General features: G+C 59.5%; 20 protein-coding genes. 3 read left to right on the top strand and 17 right to left on the bottom strand.

From position 1 onward, the window contains the following. Positions 1-264 precede the first annotated feature (264 nt). The 3 genes from ODJ80_RS07670 (at position 265) to ODJ80_RS07660 (ending at position 2,948) form a co-directional block, all read left to right on the top strand. Positions 265-1,377, top strand: coding sequence for an MGDG synthase family glycosyltransferase (locus tag ODJ80_RS07670; protein ID WP_263041704.1), 1,113 nt, complete (start codon positions 265-267; stop codon positions 1,375-1,377). Beyond that, positions 1,374-2,081 carry a DNA alkylation repair protein gene (locus ODJ80_RS07665; protein WP_263041615.1) on the top strand — a complete coding sequence of 236 codons (708 nt, stop codon included), beginning with the start codon at positions 1,374-1,376 and terminating at the stop codon, positions 2,079-2,081. The genes ODJ80_RS07670 and ODJ80_RS07665 overlap by 4 nt, the downstream gene beginning before the upstream one ends. A 75-nt stretch (positions 2,082-2,156) precedes the next feature. Further along, positions 2,157-2,948: a sugar phosphate isomerase/epimerase family protein gene (locus ODJ80_RS07660; protein WP_263041614.1), complete on the top strand. Its 792-nt coding sequence runs from the start codon at positions 2,157-2,159 to the stop codon at positions 2,946-2,948. A 51-nt stretch (positions 2,949-2,999) separates the two neighbouring features. Here the strand turns inward: ODJ80_RS07660 and ODJ80_RS07655 are convergent, their stop codons facing one another. From ODJ80_RS07655 to ODJ80_RS07575, 17 genes are all read right to left on the bottom strand, one after another. Then, positions 3,000-3,521 carry a DUF308 domain-containing protein gene (locus ODJ80_RS07655; protein WP_263041613.1) on the bottom strand — a complete coding sequence of 174 codons (522 nt, stop codon included), beginning with the start codon at positions 3,519-3,521 and terminating at the stop codon, positions 3,000-3,002. Positions 3,522-3,543: 22 nt separating this feature from the next. Then, positions 3,544-4,053, bottom strand: coding sequence for a hypothetical protein (locus ODJ80_RS07650; protein WP_263041612.1), 510 nt, complete (start codon positions 4,051-4,053; stop codon positions 3,544-3,546). A 137-nt stretch (positions 4,054-4,190) separates the two neighbouring features. Beyond that, complete coding sequence (locus ODJ80_RS07645) at positions 4,191-5,651, bottom strand: pyruvate carboxylase subunit B (protein ID WP_178865098.1); 1,461 nt, start codon at positions 5,649-5,651, stop codon at positions 4,191-4,193. Positions 5,652-5,701: 50 nt separating this feature from the next. Beyond that, complete coding sequence (locus tag ODJ80_RS07640) at positions 5,702-6,871, bottom strand: sodium ion-translocating decarboxylase subunit beta (RefSeq protein ID WP_178865099.1); 1,170 nt, start codon at positions 6,869-6,871, stop codon at positions 5,702-5,704. A gap of 59 nt (positions 6,872-6,930) precedes the next feature. Next, positions 6,931-7,302: a biotin/lipoyl-containing protein gene (locus ODJ80_RS07635; protein ID WP_178865100.1), complete on the bottom strand. Its 372-nt coding sequence runs from the start codon at positions 7,300-7,302 to the stop codon at positions 6,931-6,933. Between the two features lie 60 nt (positions 7,303-7,362). Further along, positions 7,363-7,662, bottom strand: a complete 300-nt coding sequence (locus ODJ80_RS07630; protein ID WP_178865101.1) for an OadG family transporter subunit — start codon at positions 7,660-7,662, stop codon at positions 7,363-7,365. A 271-nt stretch (positions 7,663-7,933) separates the two neighbouring features. Continuing rightward, positions 7,934-8,518, bottom strand: a complete 585-nt coding sequence (locus ODJ80_RS07625) for a GNAT family N-acetyltransferase (protein WP_263041611.1) — start codon at positions 8,516-8,518, stop codon at positions 7,934-7,936. Positions 8,519-8,534: 16 nt separating this feature from the next. Further along, positions 8,535-10,634 carry an LTA synthase family protein gene (locus tag ODJ80_RS07620; protein WP_263041610.1) on the bottom strand — a complete coding sequence of 700 codons (2,100 nt, stop codon included), beginning with the start codon at positions 10,632-10,634 and terminating at the stop codon, positions 8,535-8,537. 67 nt (positions 10,635-10,701) lie between these two features. Beyond that, on the bottom strand, positions 10,702-11,799 hold the full coding sequence (wecB, locus tag ODJ80_RS07615) for a non-hydrolyzing UDP-N-acetylglucosamine 2-epimerase (RefSeq protein WP_263041703.1): 1,098 nt from the start codon (positions 11,797-11,799) through the stop codon (positions 10,702-10,704). Between the two features lie 144 nt (positions 11,800-11,943). Continuing rightward, positions 11,944-12,663, bottom strand: coding sequence for a WecB/TagA/CpsF family glycosyltransferase (locus ODJ80_RS07610; protein WP_263041609.1), 720 nt, complete (start codon positions 12,661-12,663; stop codon positions 11,944-11,946). Positions 12,664-12,668: 5 nt separating this feature from the next. After that, complete coding sequence (locus ODJ80_RS07605; RefSeq protein ID WP_263041608.1) at positions 12,669-14,108, bottom strand: sugar transferase; 1,440 nt, start codon at positions 14,106-14,108, stop codon at positions 12,669-12,671. Positions 14,109-14,349: 241 nt separating this feature from the next. Beyond that, positions 14,350-15,471, bottom strand: coding sequence for an aldo/keto reductase (locus tag ODJ80_RS07600; RefSeq protein ID WP_263041607.1), 1,122 nt, complete (start codon positions 15,469-15,471; stop codon positions 14,350-14,352). A gap of 80 nt (positions 15,472-15,551) precedes the next feature. Then, positions 15,552-17,069 carry a glycosyltransferase family 39 protein gene (locus ODJ80_RS07595; RefSeq protein ID WP_263041606.1) on the bottom strand — a complete coding sequence of 506 codons (1,518 nt, stop codon included), beginning with the start codon at positions 17,067-17,069 and terminating at the stop codon, positions 15,552-15,554. Between the two features lie 38 nt (positions 17,070-17,107). Next, positions 17,108-17,500, bottom strand: a complete 393-nt coding sequence (locus ODJ80_RS07590) for a DUF2752 domain-containing protein (RefSeq protein ID WP_263041605.1) — start codon at positions 17,498-17,500, stop codon at positions 17,108-17,110. 49 nt (positions 17,501-17,549) lie between these two features. Then, a complete protein-coding gene (locus ODJ80_RS07585) occupies positions 17,550-18,386 on the bottom strand; it encodes a DegV family protein (RefSeq protein ID WP_263041604.1) in 837 nt (278 codons plus the stop codon). Positions 18,387-18,480: 94 nt separating this feature from the next. Next, complete coding sequence (locus ODJ80_RS07580; RefSeq protein ID WP_263041603.1) at positions 18,481-18,936, bottom strand: hypothetical protein; 456 nt, start codon at positions 18,934-18,936, stop codon at positions 18,481-18,483. Beyond that, positions 18,923-19,189, bottom strand: coding sequence for a helix-turn-helix transcriptional regulator (locus ODJ80_RS07575; RefSeq protein WP_442863903.1), 267 nt, complete (start codon positions 19,187-19,189; stop codon positions 18,923-18,925). Before ODJ80_RS07575 ends, ODJ80_RS07580 begins: the two co-directional genes overlap by 14 nt. Between the last annotated feature and the right edge of the window lie 13 nt (positions 19,190-19,202).

The following is a 19,202-nucleotide window of genomic DNA, read 5'->3' as shown; positions in this document are numbered from 1 at the left end:
CTTTCATCAAAAAGCCTCGTCTATCCACACAGAGGGGAAACCCTTCCCCTCTCTCTATAAAAATCTTTGAGAAATCCTTTTCATTATACCTTTCCCCAAGGAAAATGTAAAGCGTGAAAGCTTTTTCCAGCTGCGAAAAAACTGGCTTTTTTCCGCTGTTCATGCTACAATATTCCTACCATGCGGGGTTTTTCCAAAAAGAGCCGCGGCTGCCTGCCGGCTTCTTTGGAAAAGCCCGGGAAAAGAGGAGTTTTTGTGAAGATTATGCTTTTAACCGCGGCCACTGGCGGAGGGCATTTACGGGCCTCTGCCGCAGTGGAGCAGTACATCCGGGACAACACCGGCTATGAGGTTGTCACAGTGGACTTTTTAAAGGCCATCAACCGCTTTCTCGACAAGACCGTCTGCGACAGCTACCGCTTTATGGCAAAGCGGGTTCCCGCCGTGTTTGGGCGGCTGTATAAGCAGACCAACCGGGAAAACCTGTTCTCTGGGCTGGTGCCCAAGCTCAGCGGCGCCTTCAGCAACATGCTGTACCCCACCATTGCCCGCTATCAGCCCGATGTCATCCTGACCACCCATCCCTTCGTCACAGAGATGGTCTCTGATTTGAAGGAAGACGGCTCGGTCACCGTTCCCCTCATCTGCATCCTGACAGATTACGGCGTGCACCGGGCCTGGATTGCCCCCTATGTGGACGCCTATGTGGTTGCCAGCGAGGATATGGTGCCAGAGCTGGAAAGCTTTGGGGTGAAGCGTGAGAAAATCTACCCCTTTGGCATTCCGGTGCACGGTGTTTTCTTCCATCGGGAGGACCGGGATATGCTCCTGCGGGACCTGCGGCTGGACCCGGAGCTGCCCACCGTGCTGTTCATGGCGGGCAGCTTTGGGGTTTCCAACATCATCAAGCTTTACCGGGAGCTGGCCGACACCGAGGTAAAAATGCAGATCATCGTCATCACCGGCCGCAACCAGCGCCTGTACGAGGCCTTTGAGCGGGAGCTGGCCGGCGGGGAGAGCATTCCCACCCGGCTGATCTACTTCACAGATGAGGTGGAAAAGTATATGCACGCCAGCGACCTGCTGGTGACAAAGCCCGGCGGCCTGACCGTCAGCGAGGCTTTGGCCTGCAACCTGCCCATGGCCGTGTTCGACGCCATCCCCGGCCAGGAGGAGGACAACGCCAACTTTCTGAAAATCCATGACATGGGCGTGCGCCTGCAGAAGGACGGGGACTTTGCCGGCCAGATTTCCTCCCTGATTAAGGAAAAGAAAAAGCTGCAGGAGATGCGGGAGAACTGCCAGCACTTTGACAAGTCCCAGTCCATTCCCAACCTGCTGGCCCTCATCCGGCAGCTGGTGGAGGCCCAGCCGTGAGCGCGCCCTTCACCTCCCAGGAGTATCAGGCCCTGCTGCAGGAGCTGGAAAGCTTGGCGGACCCCCAGTACAAGGCCTTCCACGAGGGCCTGATCCCCGGCGTAAGCATGGCCTGGGGCGTCCGGCTTCCGGCCCTGCGGGCCCTGGCGAAGAAGCTCCTCCGGGGGAATCCGGTGGGGCTTTTAGAGAACAGCCGGCCCGGCTCCTATGAGGAGACGCTGCTTCGCGGGCTGGTGATTGGCGGGCTAAACCTCCCCTGGGAAGAAAAACGCCCCTGGGTGGAGGACTTCCTTCCCCGCATTGACAACTGGGCCGTGTGCGATACCTTCTGCAACTCCCTAAAGCCCCGCTCTCCGGAGGACCGGCGGGGAATGTGGGCGTTTTTCAGCCCCTTTTACGCCAGCAGCCAAGAGTATTCTGCCCGGGCCGCCTGTGTGGTCCAGCTCTCCCACTTTGTGGACCAGGAGCATGTAGAGGAAGGCCTGGCCCTTCTCCAGCAGGTGGCCCACCCCGGCTATTACGCCAAGATGGCGGTGGCTTGGGCGCTGTCCGTTTGGTATGTGAAATTCCCCCAGGCAGTGGAGGAGCTGCTGGCCCAACAAACGCTGGACCCCTGGGTGCAGAACAAGTCCATCCAGAAAGTCCGGGAATCCCGGCGGGTGGGGCGGGCGGAAAAGGACGCTTTGCTGGCCTACCGGCTGTAAGCCCACCCCATTTTTAGACGCCCGCAACCCAAAAAAGGTGACAGCCTTACAACAAATTTAAAGGAGGCGCTTGCAATGAAAATCGGCTGCTGTGTCTCCCTGTGGGAGGAGATGGCCCTGCAGCTTCCCGCTGCAGGGGCGGACTACGGCGAGGGGGGATTTTCCTCCCTGCGGGACAAGACCTTGGAACAGGTAAAATCCCGGGCAAGCCAGCTGGCTGGGGCCGGCCTGGACACCCCTGTAATGAACCTGCTGTTCCCAGGGGACTTCCAGCTAACCGGGCCCCAGGCAGAGTTTTCCACCGTGGACCGGTATTTGGAGGAAAACCTGCCCAAAGCCGCTGTTTTTGGGGTAAAAACCCTGGTATTTGGCAGCGGCGGCGCCCGAAGGGTCCCGGAAGGCTTCCCCCAAGAGGAGGCCTTTGCCCAGCTGGTAGAGCTGTGCCGGGACCACATCGCCCCGGCGGTGGAGGCCCAGGGCATGGTGTGCTGCCTGGAGCCCCTGCAGCGGGGAGAGTGCAACATCCTCACCAGCAGCCAAGAGGCCTTCCAGCTGGTGCAGGCGGTGGGACGGCCCGGCGTTCAGCTGCTGGTGGACCTTTTCCATTTTGACCTGGAGCAGGAGCCCTTGTCCGTGATCTCCCGCTACCAAGGCCATTTGGGCCACTGCCACATTGCCAGCGCCCGGAACCACCGCCTGCTGCCCCAGCCCTGGGACGGGGAGGACTATCTCCCCTTCTTCCAAGCCCTGCAGTCCATCGGCTATACAGGCCGGCTCTCCTTAGAGGGCGACACCCGGGGCGGGCTCTGGCAAGCCCGTTCTTCCCTGGCCTATGTGAAAGAATTGGCCCGGCAAGCCGGTTTATAATCCCCAAACAGTAAAAGGCCCTTCCCTGCGGCGGGAAGGGCCTTTCTTGATTCAACGGCTCAAACGCTCAAAGAGGAGGGTATTTACCAAAGTGTAAACTCCATCAAAAAGGAAGCCCAATCCAATGAACATCACCAACCCCTCCAATGTGGAGAAGGGGTCGAAGATCATCACCAGGCCGCAAACTGCCAGCACCCCCGCCACCAGGCAGGAGAGCCACCAACGCCCGTAGCCCAAGGCCCTCATATCCAGGGAGCGTTTTACGGCCCCAATGCTGTCCACCAGAATATACACCCCCAGCACAAAGGGCACCAGGGCCATGAAAAACTGCATAAAAGCCAAAAGGAACAGCCCCAAAAGCGCCAGCAGCACACCAATAAAAAGCTCGAAAGAGTCCTGCTGGCCGCCTTTGACATAGGAGACGATGCGGACCACGCCGTAAATCAGGGTCACACCGCCCACCAGCAGCCGGGCCAGCCCCAAAGACAGCCCGGGAAACAGCAGCAGCAACAACCCCAAAACCACATACAAAAGGGACGTGAGCACCAAACTGTTGCGAATACTTTTTAACATGAGAAGGACCTCCTTTTTCCGTTCAATCCCTATATAATTCCTTCCACTGTTGCACGCCGCCCACTTCGCGGCCGGTATCCCGCCAATACCGGACACAGGACTTTTTCCACACATTGTACCGTTCCGTGTTACCCTCTATGTCCTGGCGGTTGTAGCCACGGGCAATGTCCACTTCTAAAAACAACTCGTTACTGTTTGAATAGATATATCCTACCTGCTCTTCAAAGGCAAGATACACCAGGTGGTTTTCACAATTTCCCTCGCGGCTGCTATATCCGGCCTCCTGGGGAAATTGGAGGGCCCGAATATGCAGCTGCCCCTCTTTCAGATGGAGATGTTCCTGGTTTTCAGGAGTATGAAGGGCGTTAAACCTGTGCATCCATTTCAGGCTGGGAATCTGCTCCTCTGGCAGCTCTACAGCGCCGTATGCCTCTCTTAGCATGTCACAAATTTCACGGATATGCACATAGCCCGCCTCTAAGGGCATCCTTTTCACAAACTCCTCATACCACATGGCTTCTCCCCCATCCATACAACACTAGCCTTGGCTCTCTGACTTGATTATACTCCCGCCGTAAGGGAAACACAAGCAAACATTTCTTGAACGGGAAAGCTTTGAGAAACGAAAAAGGAGAGCCCCTTGCGGGACTCTCCCTGAAAAGATTCGGTTTAGAACACGCCGTTGGTCATGTCCTCCACAACCAGGGTGCGGGGGCCGTTGTTGGCCGGGGCAGCCTTGGGGGCGGCAGCGGGGGCAGCGGCGGGAGCCGGGGCCTCCTCTTCCTTGTGGGGGTTGTCACGCCAGTTGAGGAACTTCTCGGCCACCTGGGGGAACAGGGCGTAGCTGAGCACGTCCTCCTCGCAGTGGCCCAGGTTTCTCTCTTTGCACTCGGCGCGGAGCTTGTCCATTTCGGGCTCCAGCAAGTCGGCGGGGCGGCAGGTGATGACCTCGTCGTTGCCGATGGCCTTCTTGCGCACTTCCTCGTTGACCTCGCCGGGCAGCTGGCCGTACTCGCCGCGGAGCAGGCCCTTGGACTCCTTGGTAATCATCTTGTAGCGCTCACCGGCCAGCACGTTCAGCACGGCCTGAGAGCCCACGATCTGGCTGGTGGGGGTGACCAGGGGCGGATAGCCAAAGTCCTTCCGCACGCGGGGGATCTCCTCCAGCACTTCGTAGTACTTGTCCTCGGCGTTGGCCTGCTTCAGCTGGGAGATCAGGTTGGACAGCATGCCGCCGGGCACCTGGTACAGCAGGGTGTTCACGTCCACCTTCAGCACCTTGGGGTTGATATCCAGCTTCTGGGCCACGTCACGGAAGTGGGCGGCAGCCTCTACCAGCTTGTTCATATCCAGGCCGGTGTCGCGGCTGGTGCCCCGCAGGGTGGCCACCAGGCTTTCGGTGGCAGGCTGGGAGGTGCCGTTGGCCAAGGGGGACAGGGCGCAGTCCACAATGTCCACACCGGCCTGAGCGGCCATCAGGTTGGTCATGTCGCCGGTACCGGTGGTGTTGTGAGTGTGCAGATGGATGGGCACGCCCACGTTTTCCTTCAGCTTTTTCACCAAAGAATAGGCGTCATAGGGCAACAGCAGGTTTGCCATGTCCTTGATGCAGATGGTGTCGGCACCCATCTTCTCCAGCTTCATAGCCAGCTTCACAAAGTACTCCTCGTTGTGCACGGGGCTCTGGGTGTAGCTGATGGCAGCCTCCACCATACCGCCGTACTCCTTGACGAACTTCATGGCGGCCTCCATATTGCGGGGGTCGTTCAGGGCGTCGAAGATACGCACCACATCAATGCCGTTTTCAATGGACTTCTTGCAGAAAGCCTCTACCACGTCATCCGCGTAGTGGCGGTAGCCCAGAATGTTCTGGCCGCGCAGCAGCATCTGCAGCTTGGTGTTGGGAAGGCCCTTCTTCAGGGTGCGCAGGCGCTCCCAGGGGTCTTCGTTCAAAAAGCGCATGCACACGTCAAACGTGGCGCCGCCCCAGCACTCCAAGGACCAGTACCCAATGCTGTCCAATACGGGCAGGATGGGCACCATGTCCTCAATCTTCATGCGGGTAGCAGCCTGGGACTGGTGTGCGTCGCGCAGGATGGTATCCGTAATCTTAAGGGGATTTTTTGCCATTTTTTAAGCCATTTCCTTTCCCTGTGATAAGTTTGCCAAAAAAGCGTTTCTCAAGCGCCGAACAGGGCCAGCAGCACACCGGCCGCCACAGCGGAGCCGATCACGCCGGACACATTGGGGCCCATAGCGTGCATCAGCAGGAAGTTGGAAGGATCGTACTTCTGGGCCACCACCTGAGACACGCGGGCAGCCATGGGCACCGCGGACACACCGGCGGAACCGATCAGGGGGTTGACCTTCTCCTTGGAGAAGAGGTTCATCACCTTGGCGAGCAGCACGCCGCCAGCGGTGCCAAAGCCAAAGGCAATGACGCCCAGCGCCAGGATCATCAGGGTCTGCCAGTTCAGGAAGTTCTCTGCCGTAGCAGTGGCGCCCACAGAGATGCCCAGGAAGATGGTGACAATGTTCATCAGCTCGTTCTGGACAGTCTTGCTCAGACGATCCACCACGCCGCACTCGCGCATCAGGTTGCCCAGCATCAGGCAGCCGATCAAAGAGGCGGCCGAGGGCACCAGGAAGGACACAAAGATGGTGACGATGATGGGGAACAGCACCTTCTCGGTCTTGGAGACAGGGCGCAGCTGCTTCATCTTGATCTTACGCTCCGCGTCGGTGGTGAGAGCCTTCATGATGGGAGGCTGGATCACAGGCACCAGAGCCATGTAGGAGTACGCCGCCACCGCAATGGGCCCAAGCAGATGCGGGGCCAGCTGGCTGGTGGTGAAGATGGCCGTGGGGCCGTCTGCGCCGCCGATGATGCCGATGGAAGAAGCCTCCGCTCCCGTGAAGCCCAGCAGGCGGGCGCCCACAAAGGTGATGAAGATGCCCAGCTGGGCGGCAGCGCCCAGCAGCAGGCTCTTGGGATTGGCAATCAGGGGGCCAAAGTCCGTCATCGCGCCCACGCCCACAAAGATCAGGCAGGGATAGATGCCCAGCTTTACGCCCAGATACAGGTAATCAATCAGGCCGCCGTCCAAAGCGCCCAGGCTGGCCCAGTCCACCTCGCCGTTGGCGAAGAACTCGGCATGGTACATCCCCGCGCCGGGCAGGTTGGTCAGCAGCATGCCGAAGGCGATGGGCAGCAGCAGCAAGGGCTCGAACTTTTTGACGATTGCAAGGTAGAGCAGCACGCAGGCCACCGCCAGCATAATAAGGCTCAGGGGGTTCTGCTGCACAATGTAGAAGCCCGTTTGCTGCAAAAAGTTGATAATAGCGTCCATTGGATTCTTTCACTCCTTATGATAGTTTTGCGGGAAGGAGCACCTCGCTTGAAGGGGATTTAGGCGATGGTGCAAAGGAGTGTGCCGCTTTCTACGGCAGCGCCCTTGGAGACGGACACGGCGGTGATAGTGCCGTCATGGGGAGCCATGATCTCGTTTTCCATCTTCATGGCCTCCAGGATCATCAGCACGTCGCCGGACTTGACGGTCTGGCCGGCGGCCACTTTCACATCCAGAATGGTGCCGGGCATGGGCGCGGTGATCTGCTCACCAGCACCGGCGGGCGCAGCCGCGGGAGCGGGGGCCGGGGCGGGAGCGGGAGCGGCAGCGGGCGCGGGGGCCGCCACAGGAGCGGGGGCAGCGCCGCCCTTGACTTCTTCTACGGTAACTTCATAAGCAGTGCCGTTGACATTGACATTGTACTTTCTCATAATTGATTCCCTCTCTGTTCCAGATAAACTTTTGGGTTTCCATTTTCTTTTCCGTGGGTGTTACACCCGGCGGATGGACAGGATCCGGATGTGGTCCACATCCTCGCCCATGTCCTCCGCAATGGCGGCCGCAATGGCAGCCACCACCTGCTGGTTGCCAGGCTGCGGGGCCGGGGCAGCCGCGGGAGCGGCCTGCACCGGGGCAGGAGCCGGCGCCTGGGTTGTCTCAACGGTCTTGTTCCCGGTGACCGCAACCATGATCTTGCCCAGGATCACAATAATGATAATCAGGCAGATCAGCGCGATGAACACCGTGATAAGGCCCATCAGGACAACTTGGAGCATACTGGGTTCTGGCATACTGTTGTACCTCCCTTCGCCATGACATTATGATAAAAACTGCGTCTAACAACGGTCGGATCTTGAAAAAACACCATTCTTCCGCATTTTATCAAAATCACATTTATCATAGCACGAACCCACCGGTTTGGCAATGCCCTGTTCACAAATTTGTTAAAACTTTTTCAATGTCCCGGCGCGGCCGTCCCCGGGGCTTTTCCCTCCCTTCAAAAGTCCTGGCAAGGGAAAAGGCTGGCGGAAGTTCCGCCAGCCTTGCCTCTTTCCAACGTGTTCAGAGCCCGGTCACATCCACCTGCTCTGCAGCCCGCTCCCGGGCCTCCTCATAGTCCGCGGCTTCCACCAAATAGGGCTTGGTGGGCTTTTCCGCCCCTGGGGCCCAAGGGCGCAGGGTGTACGCCAGCCACAGCTTTTCCGGCTCCTGGGGAGGTTCCCCCTGCAAGGGGGCAAACCCCATAGCTTGGAAAAACGCCAAAGCCCGGCCGTTGTCCCGGTCCACCCGGCAGAGCACCCGGCGGCGGTTCCCCATCTCCATCATATCCCGCATCAGGCTCCACAGAGCGCTGCCCACACCGCGGCGCAGCAAATCCTGGCGCACATACAGCTGGATCTCCACCGAGAACAAGTCCTCGGGATGGGAGGGGTCCTCGCTCAGATGGCAGAAGCCGGCAGTCTGGTGGTCAATCTCGCACAGCAGCCAGCCCAGCCCATAGGTATAGCGGTCAATGCGCTGGACATAGTCCTGCAGCGCGGGAAGCTCCTTCTCTGGAGCCGCGGGGGTCCCTATATAAGGGGCGTATACCTTCAGCATGGAAGGGCCGTCCCACTCATTGGCACGGCGCACAGCTGTCCTGGCCATGGGCGTTTCTCCTCTCCTATCCCGTTCCAAGCCGGAGGGTAAAGGTCTCCATCGACTTGTTCTTCCCTCCGAACGCATTGTTGTATTCCAAAATGTTGTACTCGTTAAGCAGACTGTCATAGGGGGTAGGGTCCCCGTTTTTGTACCAATCCCCATCCTTGTCCATAATGCCCATTGCCGTGATAACCGGCAATGTCTGGCGCAGCTCTTCTAGGAAATTGGTGTAGTCCGTGCCCTCCAGGCCGGCGGCCCGCAGCAGCAGCCCGGAAAGGTAGTTCAGGCTGACAGCCTCGATCTCCTCCCCTTCCAGGTCATAGTTGGCCCAGATGAAAAATGGCACCTGATATTCCCGCATGATATTCTCAAAGGAAAGGCTGCTGGAATCCTCCCCCAGCAGCTGGGTGAGAAAGTCCTCCTCCAGGTTGGGCCAATGGTCCCCAAAGAACAGGATGACCACCGGGTCCTCCTGCTGGGAGAAGTACTCCACCAAGTATTCCAGCGCCTGGTCGGACTCCTGAATCAAGCTCAAATACTGCTCTGTCTGGGGATACTTTCCAGAGGCGTTGGCCACCCGCACGGTGGTCTCGTAGTCCTCGTCCTCATACCCGCCGTGATTCTGGATGGTCACATTGAACAGGAACAGGGGGGTGTCCTCGTCCCGGTGCTCATACTCGTAAATCACCTGCTGGTAGCTGGACATATCCGTAGTGAGGCCCCGTTTCAGCTCCCGGTGCACATCGAACTTGGTCCGGTCGATAAACTCATCAAAACCCAGGTACTCGTAGGCCGTTTCCCGGTCCCAGGCGCTGGCCTGGCCAGGATGGATGGCCGTGCAAGTATAGCCGTAGGTATCTTTCAACAGGGACACAAGAGAGGTCTGGTCGTGATCCACATACTGCTGATAGGGCTTGCTTCCCGTGGGGAGGAAAGCAGTGGTGTTGCCCGTCAGGAACTCATACTCGCTGTTGCAGGTATTGCCCCCATACACAGAGGAATACGCCGTGCCCCAAATCACTTCTCCCGATTCCTGCAGGGAGTGAAGGAAGGAGAGGTTGTCCTGCGAAAGGAAGATGGTGTCCTCTCCCACAGCGCCCAAGTCGGTAAAGGACTCGTTCATCACGGCGATGATGGTGGGCAGCTGCTCCGGCTCGCCGGCAGGCTCAGGGTCCTCCACCTGAGAGGCCTCTTCCGAGACCTGCTCCACTTCGGTGGCAGAGTAGCCCTCTGGCTTATCCACCATCAGGTACTGGATGTTGGCGAAAAAGCCCGCGGTGATGCCGGTGATTTCCGAGCTGGTCTTCTGGTTCCAGGCCCACACGGAAATGCCCAGCCCGGACATGATGTTCATGGGGAAGAGCATCACGAACAGGGCCGCCGCCACCCCCAGGGCCGCGCCCCGTTCCGCCAGGCACAGGGAGCGGGTGGGCTTCTCCCGGGGGGAGAGCTTGACGCACAGGGCCACCGTCAGCAGGAAGCCCATGGCCGCCACGGTCATCGCCGGGGTGGGCTCATAAGTGTAGCCGCCGGAAACGGTCAGCGCCGTGCCAAAGCCCTGGATATCCCAGGGCAGGATAGGTTGCCCCCGGAACTGCACCACAAAGTAGTTTGCAACGCCGAAGATCAAAAAGAGAAGGCCGCCCGCCAAGGCTGTCACCCAAACCCGCCGGGAGATGGCATAAAGCAGGGCGAACACCATGAGATAGCACAGGTAGTTGGCCAATATTTTCTCAAAGGTAAAGGTGAGAATGCGGGTGGAGTTGATCATGTCCACCGCGAAAAAGGCCCCCAGCGGAAGCGCCAGCAGCAGAACCCAGCCCGCCAGCCGGCTGGCCCACAGGGGCAGCCGCACCTTCCACAGGCACACAAATGCCGTCGCGAGGGACAGGGCCCAAAAGCCCGCCCCATAGGCCGCAAAGGCCCCTAACGGCAGCTCCTGTTCCTCCGCCGTCTGATAGAGGAACACCTGCCAGCCAAACAGGGCTCCCGCAAGGGCCAGCACCCCCGCGGCAGCCAGCAGGTTTTTACGGCTCAGCCTTAAGCCCAGGCTGCATTTTTTCCCCGCCGCGGCCCCCGTTTCTTCCAGAGAGGGCCGCTCTATCTGTTCTTTCGTTTCCATGGACTGAATATCCGCTCCCTTACGCGAAATTTCCCCACGGCTCCTTACTGCAAGGCGCTCTTGGTGCTCACGCCCGCCCGCGCTTCCACGCCAAGATGGCGCCGGCGATGCGGGCGCTTGCCAGCCCGTCCCCATAGGGGTTGCTGGCGTGGCTCATCCGGGCGTACTCCGCCTTGTCGGTGAGCAGCTCCCGCACCAGGGAATAAATGGTCTGCTCATCGGTGCCGGCCAGCTTCAAGGTGCCGGCGGCAATGCCCTCGGGCCGCTCGGTGGTGTCCCGCAGGACGATGACCGGTTTGCCCAGGGAAGGGGCCTCCTCCTGAATGCCGCCGCTGTCGGTGAGGATGAGAGTGGACCGGGCCAGCAGGTTGTGGAACTCGATGACCTCCAAGGGGGCAATGAGCTTCACCCGATCACAGCCGCCCAGCTCTTCCTCCGCGGCCTTTTGGACCAGTGGGTTCAAGTGGACGGGGTACACCACCTTCACATCGGGGAACTCCTCCACCACCCGGCGGATAGCCCGGAACATGCGGTGCATGGGCTCGCCCAGGTTCTCCCGCCGGTGGGCGGTGAGTACGATGAGCCGGGAGCCCTTGGCCCACTCCAGGATTTCATCGGAGTAGTCCTCCCGCACGGTGGTCTTCAGGGCGTCGATGGCCGTGTTGCCGGTGACCACGATGGTCTCTGGCCGCTTGCCCTCCCGCAGGAGGTTCTGCCGGGCGCCCTCTGTGGGGGCGAAGTGCAGGTCTGCCACGCACCCCACGAACTGCCGGTTCATCTCCTCGGGGAAGGGGGAGTATTTGTCATAGGTGCGCAGGCCGGCCTCCACATGTCCCACCGCCGTCTGCCCATAATAGGCCGCCAGGGCCCCGGCAAAGGTGGTGGTGGTGTCCCCGTGGACCAGCACCATATCCGGCTTCTCCTTCTGGATGACCCCCTCCAGGCCCTTTAAGACCCGGGCGGTGATATCCGAAAGGGTCTGCCCCGGCTGCATGATGTTCAGGTCATATTGGGGGGTGATGGAAAAGGCCTCCAGCACCTGGTCCAGCATCTGGCGGTGCTGGGCTGTGACGCACACCAGGCTCTCGAATTCCTCCCGGCTCTCCAGCTCTTTGACCAACGGGGCCATCTTAATGGTCTCCGGCCGGGTGCCGAACACGGACATGACCTTGATTTTCTCCACAGTATCCCGTCCTTCCCGTACTATATCGTTTTTTTCTCAAATTCTTGTCAACAAAGCCCTTACAAATTTCTAACGAGCCCTTTACCCAGCGGGCCCAAAACGTCCCCCCGGGGGTTCAAGCGGGCCTCAGCCCTTGGCTTCACGCCGCACCTGGCCCAGAAAGCGCACGTTGTTCCGGTAGAAGCGCTTCAGGCGGGAGGGCTCCCGCAGAATGCGGTAGAGCCACTCGGTGTTGGTCTTGACAAACAGGGCCGGCGCCCGGCGCTTGCTGCCGGAGAGCACGTCGAAAGAGCCCCCCACGCCGATGAACACACCCTTTTGGAAATGTCCCAAATGCCGGGCGATGAGTTTCTCCTGGGCGGGCACGCCCAAGGCCACCAGCACCAGGTCCGGCTGCAGCGCCTCAATCTCCCGGAAGTCGGCGTCCTTGTCCTTCCCATATCCGTTCTTGTAGCGGACCTGGATCTGGGGGTACTGGTCCCGCAGCTTCTTCGCCAAAGCAGAGACCACCTCCTCTTTGGCGCCCAGCAGGTAGACGCTCTTCCCCTGCTGCCCTGCCAGCTTCAGCAGCTTCTCTGCCAGGTCCACCCCGGTAATGCGCTCCTTGGCGGGGAAGCCTAGCAGGTTCATGGCCTTTACCACGCTGATGCCGTCAGGCACCACGGCAGTCTCCTCATCCAGCAGCATTTCCCGGATGGCCGGGTCTTCCCCGGCGTGCATGAGGATTTCCGGGTTGGCGGTGATGACGAACAGCCGCCTCCCCGAAACCATGGCCTGGCCCGCTTTTTGGCAGAATTCCTCCGCCGTGCCGGGGAACACCCGGCGCAAATATTCCTTGATGGCCATGTGTCTCACCCTTTCTTCCCTTTTTCCCCGTTTTTGGGGGCGTCTTTCCCCTCTTGGGCCGCCTTGCGCTTACGCTCCCGGTCCTCGTCAAAATCGTACAGCTCTTGGCTGCCGAAGGCCTCGGTGCTCTCCGACGCCTTTAAGAACACAGTGATGGTTTGGAAAATCAGCTTAATGTCCATCCAGATGCTGTAGTTCTCAATATACATCAGGTCCATCACAAGCTTGTCCTTGGGAGAGGTGTTGTATTTACCAGAAATCTGCGCCAAGCCCGTCAGGCCCGCCTTCATCCGCAGCCGGTAGGAAAACTCCGGCAGCTCTTCGGTGTACTTCTCCACGTTCTCCAGCATTTCCGGCCGGGGGCCCACCACGGTCATGTCCCCCTTGAGGATGTTCAGCAGCTGGGGCAGCTCGTCCACCCGGAACTTCCGCAGGTACTTGCCCACCTTGGTGATTCGGTCGTCGTTCTCCGTAACGGACTTGTGGATGGAGTTCTCCTCCTTCATGGTGCGGAACTTGTACACCTCGAACACCCGGCCGTACTTGGTCAGGCGCTTCTGCTTGTAGAACACATGGCCCCCGTCCTCGGCCTTGATGGCGATGGCGCAGGCCAGCATGATAGGGCTGGCGATGACCAGGCCCACAAGGGAGAGGGCCAAATCCATCAGCCGCTTGGCGATGCGCTGCTCCATGGTCAGGTCCTTGGCGGTGTACATCACCAGGGACTTGTCATCCAGGGTAACGTACTTGGCCCCCTGGCTGACCACGTCAATCATCTCGAAGTTGTAATAGATATTCTTCTGTTTTTGATAGCAGTACTCAATCAGGTGGATGCGCTCCTTGATGGGCACATCATAGAGGAACACCGTGTCATTGCGGGCGATGACATCCAGCACATGGGGGTCATCATAGCGGACGATTTCATCCAGCTCATACTGCTTGCGGAAGCGGTCTACCTTGGGGATGATGTTCCCCAGGCTCTGCCGGGAGGAGGAGATGACGCAGCACTTCTCCGGGGGCTCCAGGGAGAAGTAGATATAGTTGCCAAAGTAGGCGAAGAACACAATCACCACCAGCTGCAGCAGAATCACCAGCAGCAGGCGCTCCGGCGTCTCGTAAACGAAGTGGTCGTTGTTCTTCTCGCTGGTGTTCATAATGGAGAGCTGCAGGTGGGTGACCAAGTCGGTAATGATGGTGGCCAAGGCCATGGAGTGCACGATGGGGCGGCTTTTCTGGGTGCCGATGGCATAGCCGCCATAGACCTGCATTAACGCGATGCCCAGCACCACAAAGGTCACCATGGTGACGCCGGTGGTCCGGGAGAGGTTGAACAGCCAGGGGTTGTTGATGCCGAAAATGCCGAAAAAGATGCCAAACAGAGAGGCAAACAGCGCCAGCTTCAAAATGAAGACGATGGTCCGCTTCAGCTTTTTGATGGTGTGCATGGCAATACCGTCCTTATGCAGAAAAAAGATGTGAATGAAGGCTTCATCCCTCGTTTATGACCATAGTTACGGGTATTATAGCACAGTGATTTGAAAAAAGCAAAGATTCCGTAAAATTCTGTCTTCCAGCCGCCGCTGCCCTTTTCTCCCCCTCCCCCCTCCACCCTTCCTCTTCCGCCTCTCCCCAAAACGCAAAAGGCCGGACCCCACGGGTCCAGCCTTGGTATGTCTATCGCGCTGCTTAGGCAAAGGTCTGGGCAGCCTTCTTCAATGTCTCGATAATCTGGATCTTCTGGGGGCAGTGGGCCTCGCAGGCGCCGCACTGGACGCAGTCCCCGGCCTTGCCGCCCTCCTTGGTGACATTCTCATAGGAGCGCTTGGCGCCTTCCACGTTGTTGTAGAGGGTCAGGTCGTTCATGGTCTTGAAGATCCCGGGAATGTTGATCTTCTGGGGACATCCATCCACGCAGTACTTGCAGGCGGTACAGGGGATGGTGGGCAGGCTGTTCAGGATATCCACCACCTGCTGCACGGTGGCGCGCTCGGCCTCGTTCAGGGGCTGGAAATTCTCCATGTAGGAGACGTTGTCATTCAGCTGCTCCTCGGTGGACATGCCAGAGAGCACCGTAATCAACCCATCCAAAGAAGCGGCGTAGCGGATGGCCCAGGAGGCCACGCTCATCTCCGGCTCGGCCTTCTTAAAGACCTCCTGCACCTGGGGCGGCATAATGGCCAGGGACCCGCCCCGCACCGGCTCCATGATGATGACGGACTTGTTGTACTTGCGGGCCACCTCATAGCACTTGCGGGACTGGACGCTCTCGCTCTCCCAGTCCACATAGTTGATCTGCAGCTGTACAAACTCCATCTCCGGATGGTTCTGCAGGATGTGCTCCAAAGCCTCGGCAGTGTCGTGGAAGGAGAAGCCGATGTGCTTAGCGCGGCCCTCCGCCTTCAGCTTTTTCATAAAGTCCCAGGCGCCCAGCTCGTCGGCCTGCTTTTCCCGCTCGGCGCTCAGGGCGTGAAGCAGGTAGAAATCATAATATTCCAGGCCGGCCCGGTCCAGGGACTCCTGAAAGATTTTCTCCATCTCGCCGGGGTCCTTCAAATCCCAAAGAGGCAGCTTGGTGGCGCACTGGAAGCTGTCCCGGGGATAGCGGTCCACCACAGCCTCTTTCAAGGCCACCTCGCTCTTGCCGCCGATGTACACATAGGCCGTGTCAAAGTAGGTAAACCCTTTTGCCATGAAGGCATCCACCATGCGCTTGGTCTGCTCCATGTCGATCTCGTCGCCCTTCATGGGCAGGCGCATCAGGCCAAAGCCCAGGTTTTTAATGCTCTCTCCCAAATATTTTTCTGCCATATTGTTCGTTCCTCCCTCGCCCGATGGGGCATTTTTACAGAAATCTTTATTTGATTATAGCGCTTGAAGGACACTTTAAGTCAAGGCCCTTTCCCGGTTTTTTCCAAAAAATGCCGGCCCTCCCTGCCAGGGGCTGTGTTTTTCTGCCCCGCCCCCCGGGAACTCCGGCCCTGCCAGCAGCGAAGCAGCTGCTGCGCGCCCGCGCCCGCCAGCAGGAACACCACCGGCATGAGAAAATACCGGTAGCGGGACTGGACCTCGATAAGCAGGTGCACGGCGTAATACCCGCAAAGCAGGAACGAGAGCATGACCGGCAGGCGCAGCCCCTCCCCCGCGCCCCGCCGGAGCCACAGGAGCAACGCCGCAGCCGCCAGGAAAAACGCCAGGAAAAACACGCCCAGGTCAAAGTAATTCAACGCGTTCAGGCATTGAGAGAGGGTCAGCCCTCCCAGCGCCTGGACGCTGCCGTCCAAATGGCCAAAGCCCCAGTACAGGTATTCCAAAGAGCCCCACATGGTCTGGCTCTTCTTCCAGAACAGCTCCAAAAAGCCGGAAAACCCCAAAGAGGACAGGCGTTCTCCCACAGCCGCCCGCATAGCGGCGGGGGCCTCCTCCCGGGGGAGGAGGTAATAGGCGTCGTAGTCCGCCTGGTTCCAGGCGCCGCCCGATTCCAAGTTGAAGCCCAAAACAAACTTCCACAGGGGCAGGTGGTTGGCCAGGCCCTCCGGGTTCAGGCCCGTGGCGCGCACCAGCCAGTTGAACAGCTCCCCACTGGCGTAATAGGCCACCGCCGCGGCCAGAAGCAAGCCTCCCTCCCGCAGCACGCCGGGGCCCTTCCAGCGGAGCATCCGCACCGCCGCCCAGCACAGCAGGGCCAGCACAATCACCGCCCCCAGGGGACGCATCACATTGCCCAGGGAAAGGCAAACCCCTGCCAGCACCCCCCGCAGCGGGGAAAGCCGCTCCCGCCGCACCAGCAGCCAAAAGCCCAAGTAATAGAAGAACACGGCGATGTGCTGGTTGGTCAGCACCGCGGCCAGAAAATAAGGCGCCGGGTACAAGGCATAGAGCAGGGAGGCCGTCATGGCCCCCGTCTCCGGGAGGAACCGCCGGGCAATGCCGTACACCAGGCAGCCCGTGCCCGCCATCCACAGGGCGTTGAGCAGCTGCAGGGGAAGAAGCCCCTCTCCAAACAGGCGGATTACCAGGGCCTCATAGGCGGTGAAGCCCGTCTGGTAGGCCCAGTTGTAGAAGTACTCGTTCTGCAAATAGTCCCCGCTGCCCCGGGCCATCTGGCAAGCGGCGTCATACATGGTCTTGAAATCCTGCACCGGCTGGGCGCCGAACACCAGGATGACCCCCAGGGCGATGAGGAACCGCAGGGAACACAGGGCCAGGGGATAGGCCTTTGCCGGCTTTAGAAACCGCAGGCCCAGGAGCACCAGCGCCCCCATCCCCAGCGCGCCCGCCGCGAAGAAGAGAACGTATCCCCCGCCCCGGCAGGCGGTGAGGAATGTTTGCACCAGCACAACGCCGGAAAACAGCAGGCCAAAGCCCAGGCAGAGCTTTTCACCCAGCCAGCCCAGCTTTCCCTTCACGGTCCGTTCCCCCTTTTCACACAAATCTCCCAGCCCGGTTACTGGGGGCGCAGGGCCTCAAAGCCCGGCAGGTTCCGCAGCACGGTAAATACAATCCCCGCCCCCACTGCCGCCGCCAGCAGCGCCTGCATCCATTTCCGCTTCCACAAGGGCGGCCGCTGCCGGAGATAGCAGGCCGCCTCTCCCGCCAGGTAAGCCCCCGACAGGGGAAGGAGGGCAAACATGTAGGGGTTCTGCCGGAAGGCCGCCCCCACATTGCCCTGAAGCAGCTCCTCCACCATGCGGGTGAAGCCGCAAGCCCCGCAGTAGAGCCCCGTGGACTTCAAGATCAGGCAAGGGGGCCTCAGCGCCAAAAACAGCGCCGCAGCTGCCGCCAACACCAGGGCTGCCAACGCCACCCGCAGCAGCCTGCGCCGGGTCTCTTTTTCCATACCGCGCCTCCTTCCTTAGCAAAAAGCGGGCCCGTGGGCCCGCTCCCGTTTACTTTTTGATATAGGCCAGCCCCACGGCCCCCGGGCCGGTGTGGGTGCCCACAATGCTGCCAATGGACGAAACATGAACCTCCCGCTTTTTCAGCAGGTCCTCCATATACTCCTCGAAAGCCTTGCTGTTCTCCGGCACGTTGGCGTTGCCGACCATCACGCAATAGTCGCTGGAGATGGGCTCTTTTTCCACAAATTTCCGAATGGCGGCAAAGGCGGCCTTCTTGCCCCGGGCCTTTCCCACCACTTCCACCAGGCCGTCCTTCAGGGTGATGATGGGGCAGATGCCCAAAATGCTGGCCACCAAGGCGCTGGTGGCCGAAAGCCGCCCGCCCATCTTCAGGTATTTCAAATCCTCAATCATGGCGAACAGCCGGATGCGGGGGATGAGCTCTTGGATCTTCTCCACAATCTGGGGGCCGGAAAGGCCGGCGTCCCGCATTTTCACCGCCTCCTCCACCAGAAGGCCCAAGGCGAAGGTGACGTGGAGGGTATCGGGCAGAAGGATGTTCTCCGCCCCTAAAATATTGGCGGCCACCCGGGCCGACTGCAAGGTGCCGCTCATCTTGGAGGAGATGAACAGGCACACCACGTCATCGCCGCTTTCCTTGTAGGGCATAAAGATCTCCTGGAACTGGGCCGGGGTGATCTGGGCGGTGTGGGGAAGCTCCTCTGCGGCGGCCAGCTTTTCGTAGAATTCCTCGTTGGAGATGTCGATATTGGCCCGGTAGCTCTCCTCCCCAAAATTTACAGTGATGGGCAGCATATCCACGCCCAGTTCCGCGCAGCGCTTGGGGCTGAGGTCGCAGGAGCTGTCGGTCACGATCTTAACCATGTGTCAATCCACTCTTTCTTTTCTGCATTTTCAAGCCGCCCCGGGCGCACCCGCCGCGCACTTTTGCTTATTGTAGCACATCCGGCGGGGGCGGTCAATATTTCCGGCGGACATAGAGCCAGCAGCCAAACCGCAGCAGGACAAAGCCCACCAAGGTGTAATACAGGGCGTTGAACGCGTCCATGTTATACAAGCTGACAACAAACGCCGCCACCACCAGCCCCGCCAGGGCCAGGTCCACCGCCAGCTTGGCGGCCTTCTCCCCAATGAGGATGCGCCGCTCGTCCTTCTGCCAGCGGGCTTCCTCCTCATACTGCCACAGGTTTTTCAGGCGGCGCTTGTTCCCCACCAGCTTTACCGCAAAGTAAACAAGGAATCCAAACAGCAGCATACTTTGCATGTGGCGGGCCCTCTCTGTCATCAAGCGGGTATCCAAAAAGCCAAGGCTGTCCCAAAAGATGCCCACCAGCACATCCAGGACCACCAGCAATACAATGCCAATCCACAGCAGGACGTTCTGCCGCTTCAATCTCCGTTTATACTCTTCCACGGCGCACCTCTCCTTCCAGTTCTGAAAAGTCGAATACCTCCTCGATGGTCAGGCCAAAATAATGGGCGATTTTGTAGGCCAGGGGCAGGCTGGCGGTGTAGCGCCCCACCTCGATGGAGGTGATGGTCTGCCGGGTGGTGCCCACCGCCCGCGCCAGTTCTTCCTGGGAGAGCTTCCTCTCCTTTCTCAGCTCTGGGATACGTGTCTTGATAGCCGCTCCCCCCTTTCTTGAATTGCAAAGTTTGCTTTGCAATCTTAGTATAGTA

It is taken from the genome of Acutalibacter sp. LFL-21 (assembly GCF_025630755.1).
Classification (GTDB): Bacteria; Bacillota; Clostridia; order Oscillospirales; family Acutalibacteraceae; genus Acutalibacter; species Acutalibacter stercoravium.
Note: the sequence above shows the minus strand (reverse complement) of the source record. Positions and strands in the feature narration are given on the sequence as shown.